This window comes from Deinococcus pimensis DSM 21231, assembly GCF_000519345.1.
Classification (GTDB): Bacteria; Deinococcota; Deinococci; order Deinococcales; family Deinococcaceae; genus Deinococcus_A; species Deinococcus_A pimensis.
The window spans coordinates 159512-174574 of the sequence record NZ_KI912633.1; the positions used below are offsets into that span (position 1 = coordinate 159512).

The 15063-nt window shown below is 69.2% G+C and carries 16 protein-coding genes and 1 pseudogene; 9 read left to right on the plus strand and 8 right to left on the minus strand.

The features are described from left to right. Both DEIPI_RS39030 and DEIPI_RS0105395 read right to left on the minus strand, forming a co-directional pair. Positions 1 to 520 (minus strand): hypothetical protein (locus DEIPI_RS39030; RefSeq protein ID WP_169737027.1); only part of this gene is annotated, 520 nt, incomplete at its 3' end. Positions 521 to 534: 14 nt separating this feature from the next. Continuing rightward, on the minus strand, positions 535 to 1587 hold the full coding sequence (locus DEIPI_RS0105395; RefSeq protein WP_027481110.1) for a hypothetical protein: 1053 nt from the start codon (positions 1585 to 1587) through the stop codon (positions 535 to 537). 74 nt (positions 1588 to 1661) lie between these two features. Between DEIPI_RS0105395 and ruvX the strand changes: the two genes are divergently transcribed. After that, positions 1662 to 2054 carry a Holliday junction resolvase RuvX gene (ruvX, locus tag DEIPI_RS0105400; RefSeq protein WP_027481111.1) on the plus strand — a complete coding sequence of 131 codons (393 nt, stop codon included), beginning with the start codon at positions 1662 to 1664 and terminating at the stop codon, positions 2052 to 2054. 130 nt (positions 2055 to 2184) lie between these two features. Here ruvX and DEIPI_RS0105405 read toward each other — a convergent pair whose 3' ends face one another. Next, positions 2185 to 2751 (minus strand): peptidylprolyl isomerase, encoded by a 567-nt coding sequence (locus tag DEIPI_RS0105405; RefSeq protein WP_045233690.1) that lies wholly within the window; start codon positions 2749 to 2751, stop codon positions 2185 to 2187. A gap of 94 nt (positions 2752 to 2845) precedes the next feature. Continuing rightward, the gene (locus DEIPI_RS0105410; RefSeq protein WP_027481113.1) at positions 2846 to 3661 is read right to left on the minus strand and encodes a peptidylprolyl isomerase; all 816 of its coding nucleotides are present in this window, start codon (positions 3659 to 3661) and stop codon (positions 2846 to 2848) included. Positions 3662 to 3741: 80 nt separating this feature from the next. Here DEIPI_RS0105410 and cmk point away from each other — a divergent pair, with 80 nt between their 5' ends. From cmk to DEIPI_RS0105425, 3 genes are all read left to right on the plus strand, one after another. Continuing rightward, complete coding sequence (cmk, locus tag DEIPI_RS0105415) at positions 3742 to 4362, plus strand: (d)CMP kinase (RefSeq protein ID WP_027481114.1); 621 nt, start codon at positions 3742 to 3744, stop codon at positions 4360 to 4362. Further along, positions 4359 to 4952, plus strand: a complete 594-nt coding sequence (locus DEIPI_RS0105420) for a lysophospholipid acyltransferase family protein (protein ID WP_027481115.1) — start codon at positions 4359 to 4361, stop codon at positions 4950 to 4952. Before cmk ends, DEIPI_RS0105420 begins: the two co-directional genes overlap by 4 nt. Positions 4953 to 5023: 71 nt before the next feature. Beyond that, positions 5024 to 5434: a Fur family transcriptional regulator gene (locus DEIPI_RS0105425; RefSeq protein ID WP_027481116.1), complete on the plus strand. Its 411-nt coding sequence runs from the start codon at positions 5024 to 5026 to the stop codon at positions 5432 to 5434. A gap of 58 nt (positions 5435 to 5492) precedes the next feature. Here DEIPI_RS0105425 and DEIPI_RS0105430 read toward each other — a convergent pair whose 3' ends face one another. From DEIPI_RS0105430 to DEIPI_RS0105445, 4 genes are all read right to left on the minus strand, one after another. Beyond that, positions 5493 to 7595: a S8 family serine peptidase gene (locus DEIPI_RS0105430; protein ID WP_027481117.1), complete on the minus strand. Its 2103-nt coding sequence runs from the start codon at positions 7593 to 7595 to the stop codon at positions 5493 to 5495. An 11-nt stretch (positions 7596 to 7606) separates the two neighbouring features. After that, positions 7607 to 10201, minus strand: coding sequence for an Ig-like domain-containing protein (locus DEIPI_RS35340; protein ID WP_027481118.1), 2595 nt, complete (start codon positions 10199 to 10201; stop codon positions 7607 to 7609). Between the two features lie 327 nt (positions 10202 to 10528). Further along, entirely contained in the window at positions 10529 to 11197 is a 669-nt protein-coding gene (locus DEIPI_RS0105440; protein WP_027481119.1) for a response regulator transcription factor, read from the minus strand. A 144-nt stretch (positions 11198 to 11341) separates the two neighbouring features. After that, positions 11342 to 12388 carry an AfsR/SARP family transcriptional regulator gene (locus DEIPI_RS0105445; RefSeq protein WP_027481120.1) on the minus strand — a complete coding sequence of 349 codons (1047 nt, stop codon included), beginning with the start codon at positions 12386 to 12388 and terminating at the stop codon, positions 11342 to 11344. A 245-nt stretch (positions 12389 to 12633) separates the two neighbouring features. On the opposite strand from DEIPI_RS0105445, the gene rpsF reads away from it, so the two are divergent. The 5 genes and pseudogenes from rpsF to DEIPI_RS28775 form a co-directional block, all read left to right on the plus strand. Continuing rightward, on the plus strand, positions 12634 to 12942 hold the full coding sequence (gene rpsF, locus DEIPI_RS0105450) for a 30S ribosomal protein S6 (protein WP_027481121.1): 309 nt from the start codon (positions 12634 to 12636) through the stop codon (positions 12940 to 12942). A gap of 150 nt (positions 12943 to 13092) precedes the next feature. Next, positions 13093 to 13945, plus strand: a pseudogene (locus DEIPI_RS28770) (single-stranded DNA-binding protein). 91 nt (positions 13946 to 14036) lie between these two features. Then, a complete protein-coding gene (gene rpsR / locus DEIPI_RS0105460; RefSeq protein WP_027481122.1) occupies positions 14037 to 14300 on the plus strand; it encodes a 30S ribosomal protein S18 in 264 nt (87 codons plus the stop codon). Further along, positions 14297 to 14737, plus strand: coding sequence for a 50S ribosomal protein L9 (gene rplI, locus DEIPI_RS0105465; protein ID WP_027481123.1), 441 nt, complete (start codon positions 14297 to 14299; stop codon positions 14735 to 14737). Before rpsR ends, rplI begins: the two co-directional genes overlap by 4 nt. A gap of 136 nt (positions 14738 to 14873) precedes the next feature. Then, positions 14874 to 15063, plus strand: a 190-nt coding sequence (locus DEIPI_RS28775; RefSeq protein ID WP_211238247.1) for a metallophosphoesterase family protein, incomplete at its 3' end; no start/stop codon positions are given.

A 15063-nucleotide genomic window follows, 5' to 3' on the forward strand; every position in this document is an offset into this window, starting at 1 on the left:
AGCGAAGACGGGAGAGCAGCGTCAGGCCTCGCAGGCCTCCCGCCGCGCTCGACAGCGTGAGGGTGTCGTACGGCCCTCGTCCCGTGACCACGTTCACGGCGAGCGGCGCGGGACCCGCGCCCGGACCCGCGTCCGCCACGCCCGGAATCCCGCGCAGGTCCGGCTCGCCCGACGCCTCGGGGCCGCCCGTCACGTCCGCGGCCCGCGCCGCCGCGTCCCACTTCACCCGCGCCCCGACGGAGGCCGCGAGCGAGCGCAGCTCCACCTGCCCCCCCCTCAGGGGCAGCCTCACCGCCGCGCTCCCCGTTCCGACCGTCACGCCGTCCGCCGCGCCCGCCGTGCAGGTCGCGCCGAGCAGCGCGCAGCCCTCCGTCACGGGCACCGTCACCCGCCCGCCCGAGAGCGCCGGGAGGCCCGCGCGGGCGTACACCCACGCGAGGTCACCCAGGAACACCCGCACCTCGCCCGTCCGGGCCTGCGCGCCCGCGCCGCCCCCGAGGACCGCGAGCAACGCCGCCATGAGCGCCGCGCGCCTCACGTGAGCGTCACCCCGTCCGTCTCCTCGGCGGCGCTCACGAACGACACCGTCCACTTCGGCTTCCCGGAGCCGTCCGCGCGCTGCCCCTCCGGTGACTTCGGGTCGGGGAAGCTGCAGTAGCCGCCCGTGTCCGCCGCCGCCCAGGGATGCGCGTCCGCCTCCGTCCGCCCGATGCGTCCCTCGCTCCAGCGCACCCCCGTCAGGAACGAGCCCGACGTGAGGTTCTCCTTCCCGAAGGTCTGCCCGATCGTCGTCATGCGCTTGAGGATGTTGCGCCCCCCCGACGGGTCCCAGCCGAAGGTGTCGTCCACGGGCGCGCTCAACGTCAGGCTGCCCGGCACGCCGTCCTGGCTGGTGGTGCCCTCCACGTACAGGTTGAGGCGCGTCACGCCGTCCTCGCGCGTCACCCAGAACTTCAGGAAGGCCTCCGTGCCCGCCGCGAGCCGCCACGCCGCGCCGCCCGCCTGCTTCTCCGAGGACACCGTGATCACCGACTTCCCGCCCGCCTGCTGCACGAGGAAGAACGGCGCCCAGTCGTCCACGCGGTCCTTCGAGGCGCGTCCGTGCTGGAAGCCCGCGTCCACCGCGCCGCCGCGCCCGCCCCAGCCGCCCACGTACACGAAGGCCGTGTCGCCGTGCCCCGCCGCCTTGTTCTCCCTGAGCTCCCCCGCGTCCTCGCCCGGCAGGTACACGCGGGCGCTCATGAACGCGAAGCCGGGGTTGCTGTACACGCGGCGGTACGGTCCGGACTTCTCGCTCTCGCAGCGTCCGGCGGGCAGCTTCCCGAAAGCGTCCGGCACGAGGTAGCGCGCCAGCGTCGTCAGGTCGAAACCTCCGCCCGCGAGCCGCGCGCCGTCCGGAACGAAGGTCGCCGTGAAGGCCCGCGCGAGCTCCGGACTCGTCGCGTGCAGCCGTCCCGCCTCGTCGAGCGCGACCACGTGACGCCGCTCACGCGGACCCAGCGTGCGCAGCACCGCCTCCAGCGGGTCCGGGGCGGGGAAGGAGGGCGGTGGGAAGGACGGCGGAAGGACACGCTGGACGTGCGGCATGCCGCCCAGCGTAAGGGCCGCGCCCGGGGTGGGGCGTGAGCGGCGCCTTCAGACGCGTGCACTACAATCCCCTCGTGACCGACTCCCCGATCCCGAGGGTGCTCGCCCTCGACGTCAGCCAGAACCGCGTCGGCTTCGCGGTCAACGTCGGCTCGCTCGCCTTCGGGCGCGGCTCGCTGCGGCGCACGAAGCACGCCCGCGACCTCAAGGCCATCCTGGAGAAGATGCGCGAGGAGGGCGCCGAGGCGCTCGTGCTGGGCCTGCCCCTGCGCACCGACGGCCAGCCGTCCGACGCGGCGCGCCGCGTCCGCTCCTTCGGCTTCGAGCTGACCCGCGCGGGCGCCACCGTCCACTACCAGGACGAACGCTTCACCACCCGCCGCGCCCGCGAGGCGGGCGCCAGCGACCTCGACGAGGCTGCCGCCGTGGAGATCCTGCGGCTCTGGCTGCAGAGAAGCGGTCAGTAGTCAGCCGTCGGCGGTCAGTCTTCGGTGGACGAAGAGCGGGAGGAGGGGACGTCCCTGGACGCCCCCTCCTTGCTGTCCTTCCGTCCTGATCACCGATCACCGACGGCTGCGGCTGACCGCTGATCGCTCCTTACTTCTCCACGACGTAGGCACGCTCGATCACGTCGGGCGTGCCGGGGTAGCCCGGCTGGATGCGCGTGATGCGGTCGAGGACGTCGAGGCCCTCCACGATCCGCCCGAACACCGTGTGACGACCGTCGAGGTGCGGGGTCGGCACGAAGGTGATGAAGATCTGGCTGCCGTTCGTGCCGGGACCCGCGTTCGCCATGCTCAGCACGCCCGGGCGGTCGTGACGCAGCTCGCGCACGAACTCGTCCTCGAAACGGTAGCCGGGGCCGCCACGGCCCGTGCCGGTCGGGTCGCCCGTCTGCGCCATGAAGTCCTGGATGACGCGGTGGAACACGATGCCGTCGTAGTAGTGGTTGCGGATGAGGTACACGAAGGAGTTCACCGTGACGGGCGTGTCGTCCGCGAAGAGCTCCATCACGAGGCGGCCCTTGTTCGTCTCGAAGACCGCCATGTACTGCTTGCCGGGCTCGATGCCGTCGCCGAGCTCGGGCGCCTTGCGGAACTCCGTCACGCGCGTGTCGCTCAGGAAGGGAGTCGGCTGGTAACCGTCAGGAAGGTACGTGTCCATGCGACCCACCTTACCCCATCGCCCGCCGACTTCAGGATGGGAGGAGCGTGAACGCCCCGGACCCCACGGGGTCCGGGGCGTTCACGCGTCCCTGTTACTTGTTCTTCGTCACGATGTACACGTCCAGCATCTTGCTGGCGTCGCCCTGCGCGGGCGCCTCGTACTTCTTGATCTTGTCGAGCACGTCCTCGCCCTGCACGACCTTGCCGAACACGGTGTACTGCGAGTTCAGGCTCGACGCGGGCGCGAGGGTGATGTAGAACTGGCTGCCGCCCGAGTTGGGGTCCTGCGCGCGGGCCATGCCGAGCACGCCCTTCTCGTCGAAGTTGTACTTCGTGCGGATCTCCAGGGGGATGCTGTAGCCGGGCCCGCCCTGACCCCAGGTGTTGCGGTCGCTCGTGGCGGTATTCGGGTCGCCGCCCTGCACCACGAAGCCCTCGATGACGCGGTGGAACAGCAGCCCGTCGTAGAAGTGGTGCCGCGCGAGCCACACGAACGAATTCACGGTGGTGGGGACGTCCTCGTAGAGGTCGATGACCATCTGGCCCTCGGTCGTGTCGACGACGGCGGCGTAGTCCTTGCCGTCCTCCAGCGCCAACTTCGGCTCCTCCTTGAAGCTCCGCACGGGCGCCTTGCTGAGCTCCGCGACGCGGGTGTAGCCGCTCGGGACGGGGCCGGGCTTGGGGGCCGTGCCGGGCGCGGCGTTCGTGGTGCCGCTCGTGCCGGTCGTGGCGGTGTCGCCCGTGGCGGTGTCGCCCGTGGCGGAGGCGGTGTCGGACGAGGTGTCGGGGGTGGAGGTGGTGGCGTCCGACTGGGTCTGGCCGCCGGTGGTGCCGGAGGTGCCCGCGTCGCGGTCGCGGCAGCCGAGCAGCAGCAGGGGCAGCAGGGCGATCAGCAGAGTCTTCTTCACGTCACGCAGTCTACCGTGCGCTTCGTGAGGGGGCGCGTCCCGCCACCCCCGGACGCGCGGGAGGCTCTACAATCTCTGACGTGATCGTGACGATTGACGGCGTGGCCGCCAGCGGGAAGTCCAGCGTGGCCGCCCGCGTCGCCCAGGAACTCGGACTTCCGTACGTCAGCAGCGGGCTGCTCTACCGCGGCGTCGCCCGCCTCGCGCTGCGCGAGGGCGCGAACCCGGACGACGAGGGCGCGCTCCTCGACCTCCTGCGCCGCCGCCCGCTCACCCTGCGTCCCCTCGCGGAGGGCAACGAGGTGTGGTGCGGCGACGAGGACCTCACCCACGAACTGCACACCGCCGAGGTGGACGCGGCCGTCTCGCGCGTGGCGCTCCACCCGGGGCTGCGCGCCTGGGTGAACGACCGTCTGCGCGCCCTGCCGCAGCCCTTCGTCGCGGAGGGCCGCGACATGGGCACGGCGGTCTTCCCGCAGGCCGCCGCGAAGTTCTACCTGACGGCCTCGCCGCGCGTGCGGGCCGCCCGGAGGGTGCAGGAGCGCAGCCAGGACCTCGACGAGGTGGAGGCCGCGCTGCGCGAGCGTGACCGCCGCGACGCGCTGCAGTCACGCCCCGCCGAGGACGCCGTGATGATCGACACGAGCGACCTCTCGCTCGACGAGGTGGTCGGGCGCGTGCTCGGGACGGTGCGCGCGTGAGCGCCCCGGTCAAGCCGCCGCCCTCGCCCGCGCCGTCGGTGAACCTTCCGGTCTACCGGATCGTGCAGTTCGTGACGGGTCTGCCGATGTGGTTCGGCGGCGGCCTCACCGTCGAGGGCCGCGAGCACGTCCCGATGCAGGGGCGGCTGATCGTGGCGGGCAACCACGCGACCGCCCTGGATCCCTTCGTGATCAGCCACGCCCTGCCGGGCAGCCGCCACGTGCAGTTCATGGCGAAGAAGGAACTGTTCGACAACAGGTTCATCGGGTGGTTCATCCGGACGGGCGGGAGCTTCCCGGTGGACCGCGAGGGCAACGACGTCGGCGCGGTGCGCGTCGCGCTGCGCATCCTCCAGAACGAGGGTGTGCTCGGCATCTTCCCGGAGGGGACGCGCGGCGGCACGGAACTGCAGGGCGGCGTGGCCCTGCTGGCCCTCAAGGGCAAGTCGCCGGTGCTGCCCGCCGCCGTGTTCCGGCGTGGCCGCCGCTGGGTGGTGCGATTCGGGCCGCCGCTCGCGCCGCAGGGCGGCATCCGTGAGTTCACGGAACGGATCGGCGAGGCGATCCGGGCGCTCAAGGAGACGCCCTGAGGAGGGTCACGTGAGCTGAACGTGTGCTGGCGCGTGTGTTTCGCTCACGCTCACGGTGATATTCTCGTGTCATGAAGGCCACCCGCCAGACGAAACAGCGCCAGGCGGTGCTGGAAGTCCTGCGGGGAACCCGGACGCATCCGGACGCCGCGTGGATCTTCCAGGAGGTCCGGCGCGCCCTCCCGAACATCAGCCTCGGCACCGTGTACCGCGCCCTGGACACGCTCGCGCAGGACGGCGTGATCGCCACCATCGAACGGGCGGGCGAGCGGACCCGCTACGACTACAAGCACGCCGACCACCATCACGTGGTCTGCCGCGGCTGTCACGCCATCTTCGACGTGGACCTCGGCGCGTCCGCCGCGCTGCGTCCCCACGACGCCCTGCTGCCCGCCGGGTTCCGCGTCACGGACGTCGTGCTGGAGTTCCACGGGCTGTGCGCCGACTGCCAGGCCCGCGAGGAGACCGCCCGGTCCGCCTGAATCCCGAACCGCGAAGGAGGGCAAGCCCCCGTTGGGCCTGCCCTCCTTGCCGTGGGGCTCAGTTCGTCTTCTTCAGGCTCAGCTGGTACTTGTTGAACGGGCTGTTGTCGTCCACGCCGCCGGGCGCGGCGCAGCCCGGCGCGATCTCGCAGCTCGTCACCTTCAGGTAGTACGTCCCGGCCGTCGGGATGTCGAAGGCGATCTCGGAGTCGGAGTCGACACGGGGCGTACCGCGGTCGTCGTTCTCCTTGAGGACGGTGGTGCCGTCAGGCCCGACGAGGTACAGGTACGAGTCGAGCGACCCGCCGAGCTGACCCTGCGCGAGGACCTCCGCGAGGATCTTGTCGCCTGCCTGCGCGGTGAACTTGAAGACGTCGACGTCGCGCGGCTGACCGAAGATGTAGGCGGTGCTGGTCGTCTGCCCGTACGCGATGGTCTTGGCCTCGGCGGGCGTGTCGTTGGGTTCGTAGGGATCGGCGGGATTGAAGTCCGGCGACTGCGCCACGAGCTTCACGGTCTTGCGGACGGGGTACTCGAACGTGGAGCCCGAGGTGGCCGTGAGCGTACCCACGAAGGTGCCGCGCTCCTCGGGGAGGCCGCCGGTGACGTCGAGGTCCGCACCCGCCACGTAGATGTCGTAGTCGCCGGGCGCGATCTCGGAGAACACGACCTCGCCCGTCTCGTCGCTCGTGGAGAGGTACAGCGGCGTGGAGTCGTCCGACGCGCCGGGACGCAGGCCCTTGCCACGCAGGATCACGTCGGCGAGCGCGCCGGGGTGAGTACCCGTCCCGTCGACGTACGAGACGCTCACGGCGACGTTGGCGCCCTTGGCGGGAAGGTTCGCGCAGTCCTTGAGGCGCGCGGCGGCCTTGCCGAGGTCGAGCGCGCCCCACCCGGTCTCACGGTCGAATCCGTTCGGGTTCGTTCCGACCGCGCCGTTGGCCGTCTCTTCGAGCAGTCGACGCACCTGGTACGGGGTGGCGTTCGGGCACTTGCCGATGACGAGGGCGGCGGCGGCGGCCGTGTAGGGCGAGGAGAAGGAGGTGCCCGAGATGAGCTGGTGCCCGCCGCCGAGCCACGTGGGGTTGGCGAGGATGACGTCCTGACCGGGCGCGGAGGAGGAGATGTGCCGTCCGGAGGTGGAGAAGGTGACCTTGCGGTTGCTGGCGTCGAGCGCGCCGGACGCGACGATGCCGGGAAGCGCGCCGGGGTACTGCACCTCGTCCTTGTAGCTGTTGCCCATCGAGGCGACCACGACGGCGCCGTTGGCCATGGCGTAGTCGAAGGCGGCCTTGACCGCGCCGAAGGAGAGGCCGCCGCCCCAGGAGTTGTTCAGGACGCGCGCGCCGTTGTTCACGGCCCACACCGCGCCACGCGCGATGTAGAAGCTGCCGTAGAACTCGTTCGTCTGCGTCTTGGCGGGGTTGATCACCACCGGGATGAGCTTGCTGTCCGGTGCCAGGCCCACGATGCCCTTCCCGTCGCGGGCGGCCACGATGGTCGATCCGACGAAGGTCCCGTGCGAAGCGAAGTTGCTCTGGGAGGCTGCCTTCCAGTCCGCTCCGTTCGTGTAGACCTTGTCGAGGAAGGGATTGTAGGCCTTGCCGCCCCAGTTCGGAGCGATGTCGGGGTGGGTGATGTCGCCGGGATCGTCGAGCACCGCGACGATGACGCCCTTGCCGGTCATTCCGGCGTCCCAGGCGGCCTTCGCGTTGAGGTGACGCGGGTCGAGAGCGTACTGGGGAAGCTCGTCGAAGTACTGGTCGGCGGCGTTGGAGAGCGAACCGAGCTTCGTCTGGGAGAGCTGAGGCACCTCGGGTCCGCTGACGACGCTGTGGGGCGTGGCGTAGGCGACACCCTCGACGGAGGCGGCGACAGGCGCGACCTTGATCGCGTCTCCCTGGGTCCGCACGAGGGCGGCGCGGATCTCGGGAATGGTCGCGACGACCGTGCCGTTCACGGCGGCGGCGGCGGCCTTCAGGCTCGCCTCGTCGGTGTAGCCGACCACGATCTCGTTGCTGACGTACTGGAGAGCGCCGCTCCTGCCGATCGGGCCGCTCGGCGCGCTCGCGACGGGCGCGGGGTTCGTGGAGGTCGTGGGCTGCTGCGCGCAGGCGGCGAGCAGGGCGGTCAGGATGAGGTAACGGAACTCTTTACGCATTGACGCACTCCTCAACGCACGGGACCCGTGGTGAACTCGAGGCTCTGGGTGACGGGACGGGTCTGGGCGATGGGCGCGACGGTCCCGTCGGGCCACGTGTACACGCTGTACGCCGAGATGCGGCCGCCCTCGTTCTGGTTGTACTTGTAGGCGAACGCCGAGTAGAGCTCCCACTTGTAGGGACGCAGCGGCTGCAGCGCGCCGACGCCGAACACGTCGAGCGTCATGGAGACGTTGTGCGTGGTGGGATCCACGGGAATGCGGTTCGGCTTCGCCGCTCCGTACAGCCCGGCGGTGTCGGTCAGGACGGCCGTGGTGTACACGAGGGCGTCGCCGACGGGCACCTTGTTGCCCGCCGTGCCGGTACCTTCCTCGACGCGGATGAGGCTGTTGGCGGCCGTGCCGGGGAGGTTGTAGCCGCTGAGGCTGACGAGGTCGCGCAGGCGGAGGTTGTAGCCGGCCCCGTCCGCGCCGATCTCCAGCTGCGGATGGCTCCACGTGAACGTCGGGGTGACGGAGACGTCGTTGGTCTCGTCGCCGGGCGCGAGGAGCTGGGGGAAGAAGGGCGCGAGGGGAGACGTGACGGTGAGGTTGCTCGCGACGGTGTTGGCGCCGCGGGCCACCACGCGGTAGGTGAAGGTCTTGCCGGGCGTCAGTTCGGCCGAGTTGTCACGGTAGCTGAAGGGACGCGTGAGCTGGTTGGCGGGGCAGCTGGCGTTGGCGCCACCGCCCACCGTGCCGATCTTCGTGAAGGTCGTGCCGTCGCTGGAGCGTTCGATGTCGAACGCGAAAGGCTTGGCGGTGGTGGTGGTGTTCGTGTAGCACCAGCGGATCTCCGCGTAGGTGCCCGAGCCCCCGGCGGCGGCGTCTCCGCCGACCGTGGCGTCGCCGGACGGGCCGGCGGCGTAGGGCGTCGTCCACGAGCCTTCCTGCTTGACCGTGTAGGACACGGCGGCGGCCCCCGTGGGCGCGACGACGGTGTTCGCGGCGGTCGTGGACGTGTTGATCAGCGTGATCGGCACGATGTAGCGCGCGTAGTTGTAGTTGTAGTCGTACGCGACGAACTCCATGTAGAGCTTGTCGCCCGTGGCGCTGCCCAGACCCGCGATGAAGTTGGGGAAGGTGTTGTTCGGCAGGGTGACGTTGCCCGTGTCGATCGCCGTCTGGTAGTCGAGCGGCGGCGTCTGGTTCCAGTTGTTCGCGGTGGTGGAGGCGGTGACGGCGGCGCTGCCCGGCGTCCGTCCGATCTGCGCGTACAGGATACGCATGGGCCGCACGTGCTCGGAGTCGGGCGCCGTCTTGACGTTGAAGTCCACACCGTTCGTGAAGGTGGCGTTCGCGAGGGGTGTGGTGCCGTCGCCACGCGTGAGAATCAGTTTGGCGGGGGTGGTGGTCGCGGATGTGTCGAAGGCGGGCCGCTGGATCATGCGCACGTCGACGGCGCCGTCCTCCACGACGAGTCCGTAGAGGTCGCTGCCGCCGAAACCGGCCTTGCGCAGCTGCACGTCGTACGTTCCCGCCTTGATGTTGCCGAAGTCGAAGGTGCCGTCGGCGGAGGTCGTGGCCTTGCCGACCATCTTGCCGTCGCGGTAGAGGCGGACCTGGCTGGCGCCGACGACCGCACCGATGTTCTGGTCGACGACGACGCCCCGGATGGCGCCCTTGCCCGCCAGGCGGTCCACCTTGATGGTCTTCTCGACCTTGTTGCCGAGCGTGTCGGTCGCGACGAGCGTGAGGACGTTCTCGCCGGGCGCGAGGCTGACGTCGAAGCTGTAGCGGTCGCCGTCGACGCTTCCCTTGACGTCCACGGGGTCGGCGCCGTTGAGCTCGTAGGTGAACGTGCCGACGCCCTGCGCGTCGCTGAGGGTACCCGTCACGGTGAGGGTGTCGGCGACGGTCTGGTCGTCGGCGGGCGTGACGAGTGCGGGCGCGGTGGTGTCGATGTCGACGGTGACGCTGGTCTCGGCAGTGGCGGTGTTGCCCGAGGCGTCGTACGCGACCGCCTTGTAGGTGTGCGCGCCGTTGTTCTGGCCGGTGAAGCTCAGCTTGGTGGTGAAGCCGTCGGCGGGCGTCGTGTCCTCGCCGAGGCGGGTCGTTCCCTCGAAGAATTCGACCTTGCTGACCCCGACGTTATCGGTCGCGGCGACCTGGAGGGTCACGTCGCCCGGCAGCGTGATCCTGCCCGCGCTGGGCGTGAAGGAGGTGATGGTGGGCTTCACCTTGTCCTCGACGCTGACAGTGATGTTGACGTCGACCGTGAGGGTGGTGCTGGTCTTGTTGCCGGCAGCGTCGTACACGACGATCCGGTAGGTGTGGGTCCCGTTGTCGCCCACACCGTAGGAGATCGTGAGCGACGCGCCGTCGGCGGGCGTGGTGTCCTCGAGCAGGCGGGTGCTGCCCTCGTAGATCTCGATCTTGGTGACGCCGACGTTGTCCGTGGCGGTGGCGTTCAGGGTGACGCTGCCGGAGCTCGTGAGCTCGGTCGCGCTGACGCTCGCGCTGAGAGTGGGCGCCTGCCGATCGATATCCACGGTGGTGCCGCAGCCGATCAGCAGGGCGCTGCTGAGGAGGGCGACGGCGCTGCCGCGCAGGATGGTTCGGTTCATCAACACTGGGCTCCTTCAGGACGTCCGCATGGCGGTGAGGGAGGGCGTCTCACGGGACAGGTATAGGCCGGTCCCGTCGAGGGGTTCGACGGACATGCACGGATTGGAAACGAATGAGAGTATATGCGGCCATCGCAAGAAGATCAATAAAAAATGAAACGGGAGGAGATCCGTCCACACAGTCTCCCGGGCTGGGTGCAGGGATGTCTCCGGTCCTCTTCGTTCGCCATGCCGGAAGGGAGGGGCGGCCTGACGGACAGGGTCATGAGCGGTGTGTAAAAATGCACGCCTTTCCTCACGGGAAAGGCGTGCGGGGCGAGCGTGAGCTCAGGGCGTCTTCAGCGCGTAACCGATGCCGCGCACCGTGCGGATGATGCCGTACCCGTCGAGGTCGCGCAGCTTGGCGCGCATGTTCGCCATGTGCACGTCCACGACGTTGCTGTTGCTGGGCAGTTCGCCGTTCCAGACCTCTCGCTCGATCTCGTCGCGGGAGTACACGCGCCCCGGCTGACGCGCGAGGAACGTGAGCAGGTCGAACTCCTTCGGGGAGAGGCGCACCTCGTGACCGTTGTAGTGACACAGCCGCTTCTGCGGGTGGATCTCCAGCGCCCCGATGGTGATGACCTCGCCGTGCTGCTGGTGACGCAGCTGCACCTTGACGCGCGCGACGAGCTCCTCGGGGTGGAAGGGCTTGGTGATGTAGTCGTCCGCGCCCGCCTCCAGCAGGTTCACCTTGCGGTCCACGGCGTCCATGGCGGTCAGGATGATGATCGGCACGCTCGACGTCTTGCGCAGGCGACGCGCGATCTCGGCGCCGTCGAAGTCGGGCAGACCGAGGTCGAGAATGACGAGGTCGGGGTTGTTTTCACGGGCGCTGGTCAGCCCGGAGACACCGTCGGGAGCGGTCAGGACCTTGTAGCCGGCCTGTTCGAGTTCGTATTGCACGACCCGGGTGATGTCCGGGTTGTCTTCGATGAGCAGGATTCGTTGTTCCATGCAGGTGGTCCTCCATCAAGCGTGATCTGGAATCCTTCGCATCTTAATGAATGTGTTGATGGTCGTTCTATGGACGTTTGGCCTCGAACCTTCATACACACTTGAGTCCCGTATGAAGATTCGAGGCGTGAAGCGCGGGCGCCCTCAGTAGATGTCGGTGTTCCACCAGGGCTCGCGCTGCTGCGCGAGCCGCGCGCGCGGGTCCCCGAGCTGTCCCAGCGCCTGCTCCAGCCCCACCCAGTCGGGTTCGCTGAGGGGATCGAGCGTGAGGGCCTGCTGATGGTACGAGGCGGCCTCGCGCGCGCGGCCCTCATTCGTGGCGAGCCGGGCGGCCACGCCGAGCAGTGCGCGCTGCTTCTCCGAGACGCGCTGCCGCACGTCCTCGCACCAGTCGGAGTCCACGTCGGGCAGGTAGCGGCCGTACTGCCCGATGACCTCGCGCAGCCGCTCCAGGCTCGGCGGATCGGAGGGCGGGGCGCTCAGGAGCATCTCGGCGCGTTCCTCGTAGCGCTGCACGTCGTAGCGGGGGGAGAGGTCGGCGCTCAGGGCGTAGCGTCGGCTCTGGCTGACGACCGCCTCCGGGTTGAGCGAACGGCGCAGGCGGTGCAGGGTGGTGTGGAAGAGGCTCGACGCGCGCGCCTCGTCCTTCTCGGGCCACAGCGCCTCGGCGGCCTCCCAGCTGGTGACCTCGCGACGTTCGAGCAGCAGGAAGAAGAGTTCCATCGCCTTGCGCGACACCCACTGCACCGGCTGGCCCTGCCAGACGACGCTGCTGGTGCCGAGCGCGCGCGCCTCGAGCAGGACGGCGGGCGCGGGCCGCGTGCCGATGCGGCGCAGCCTCGCCTCCACGGCGGAGGTGAGGTCGTGCGGGGTGAAGGGTTTGGGCAGGTAGTCGTCCGCGCCGAGGTTCATGCCGCGGCGCACGTCGTCGCGTTCGGCGTGGCTGGAGAGCAGCATGAACGGAACGTGCGCGAGTTCCGGTCGGGCCCGGACCTGTTCCAGGAACTCGTAGCCCGACATGTAGGGCATGACGACGTCGGAGATGACGAGGTCGGGCAGTTCGCGTTCGAGCCAGGCGAGCGCCTCGACGGGATGCGGGCAGGTGTGCACGCCATAGCCGGCGCGCGTCAGGATGACGCTCACCAGCTTGAGGATCGCGGCGTCGTCGTCCACGACCAGAATGCGGGGCATGCGGCCAGTTTATCAGCATTTTCTCACTGGAAAGATGCGAGCCTTTTCACGCGGGAGGGCTCATGAGGAAGGCCGCCGGGGCGTGGCGTCGCGAGTGGGGATGTCTAGGCGTGTCGGGCTTCTCACGTGCCGGACGTGCTTCCATGAGGACGGCGAGACGCCCACGACCCGGCGCTTCTCTGGTACAATCACGTCTTGTGCGTCGGCCCCCGGAGGGCCGGAACGCGCGGAAAGCGGAGGTGAACATGAACAACTACGACCTGAACCTGATCCTGAACCCCAACCTGTCGAGCGACCAGGTGGCGACGGAGAAGGAGTACATCGAGAACGCCGTCAAGGCTTCCGGTGCGGAGCTCGTCGGCCTCGACGAGGCGGGCAGCCGCCGTCTGGCCTACTCGGTCTCCAAGGACCGCGAGGGGTACTTCCTCTTCTACACGATCCGCAGCGCGAGCAACCCCGAGAAGGAGATCGCCGCGACCCTGCGTCTTCGTGACAACGTGCGCCGCGTGCTGATCGTCCGCGACCGCCCGGAGTGGAAGACCAAGAAGGCCTGAGACCCGCCCTTTGCGGAGTCGAAGGATCGTGTTATGCTTATACCGAAGCGGTCCAACAAACAGGCTGCAGTGGACTCGGCTTCATGAATTGGGCCTCGCCTAGAACGCAAACGAACCGTCAGCAGCCCTATCACGCAGGAGGAACACGAAATGGCTCGAGGAATGAACCACGTCTACCTGGTCGGCGCGCTCGCCCGTGACCCCGAACTGCGGTACACCCCCAGCGGTGTGCCCGTGTACGAAGTCACCGTGGCAGGCGAGGACCACATCGTCGGCAACGACGGCCGCGAACGCCGTCTGCCCTGGTACCACCGCGTCAGCACGCTCGGGAAACCCGCCGAGTGGATGAGCGAGCGCAACCTCAAGGCCGGTGACGTCGTGATGGTCGAAGGCTCGCTGGAATACAGCAGCTGGGAAGATCAGAACGGCGGCGGCAAGCGAAGCGCGGTCCGCGTCAAGGCGCTGCGCATCGAGAGCCTGCACTCCGGGACCGAGACCGTTCAGGACGCCGGAGGCGGTGTCCGACTCGGCGGCGGCTGGAACGTCGTCATGCTGGTCGGCAACCTCACCCGCGACCCCGAACTGCGCTACACCCCCGGTGGAGACGCCGTGCTCGGGATCGGCCTCGCCGTGAACGAGAGCTGGAAGGACCGCCAGGGTCAGCAGCAGGAGAAGACCCACTGGATCGACGTGACGCTCTGGCGTGAACTCGCCGAGGCGGCCGCGCAGCTCAAGAAGGGCGATCCGCTGCTCGTACAGGGCCGACTGATGAACGAAGCCTGGACCGACCGCGACGGCAACAAGCGCAACTCGACAAAGGTAGAAGCGACGCGAGTCGAAGTCCTGACCCGAGGCGCGGGTGCCGGCTCCCGCAGCCACCCCGGTCGCGGCCCGTGGGGCCACGGGCACCGCGACCCGCAGTACGGGGTCCCGTTCGGGCGGCTTGGATATTGACCAAGGCCTCGACAATTTCCCGCCGGAAGAAGAAGATCTGCCGTTCTAACCCGTCCCCGACCGGGACCACCCGGTCGGGCGGGCGGCACGCTCACGCGTGGCCGCCGACGGGGACAGTCGGTTCGAAGGAGTGAAACACAATGGCGACTGAACGCAAACCCCGCGCAAAGGGCCCGAAGCGCCCCCGCAAGCCCAAGGTTGACCCGTTCGCGATCGGCGAACTGGAAATCACCGACTACAAGGACGTCAAGATGCTGCGCCGTTTCGTCAGCGACACCGGCAAGATCCTGCCGCGTCGCCGCACCGGCCTGAGCGCCAAGAACCAGCGTCGCCTCTCGCACACCATCAAGCTCGCGCGTCAGCTCGCGCTGCTTCCCTACACCGAGAAGCTGGTGCGCAAGTGAACGTCATCCTGCTTGAACCCGTGGCCAAGCTCGGCAATGTCGGCGACGTCGTGAAGGTCAAGCCGGGCTACGCCCGCAACTTCCTCGTGCCGCGCGGCCTGGCGCTTCCCGCCAGCGAGCGCAACATGAAGACGCTCGAGGCGCGCGTCCGCGCCCGCCAGAAGCAGCTCGCGACCGAGAAGGCCGCCGCCGAGACCCTCGGCGAGCGCCTCAAGGACCAGACGGTCACCCTGACCGTCCGCGCGGGCGAAGGCAAGATCTACGGCGCCATCACCGCCAGCGACGTCGCCAGCGCCCTCCAGGCGCAGGGCTTCGACGTGGACCGCCGCAAGCTCGAGATGCCCAAGGCCATCAAGGAGCTCGGCGAGTACGAGGTGAGCTACCGCGCCCACCCCGAGGTCAGCATCCCCGTCAAGCTGCAGGTCAACGCGCAGTAAGACGAAAAAAGACTTCGCCCCCCGCCCCGGCGGGGGGCGAAGTCTTTCTTGAGCGTCGCGCGAGCCACACGGCCCGCGGACGAGGAATTGTCGACGTTGCTCCACACGCGCCCGGAACGCCCGTTAGACTGCCCGCATGAAAGTGGCCGTCATCGCCGACCTGCACGCCAACCTCAACGCGACACTGGCGGTGCACGAGGACATCAAGCGGCGGTCCATCACGGACATCTGGGTGCTGGGCGACCTCGTCGGAAAGGGCCCCCGGCCCGCCGAGGTCGTCGACTGGGTCGCGGCGCACGCGACGCGGGTCGTGCAGGGCAACTGGG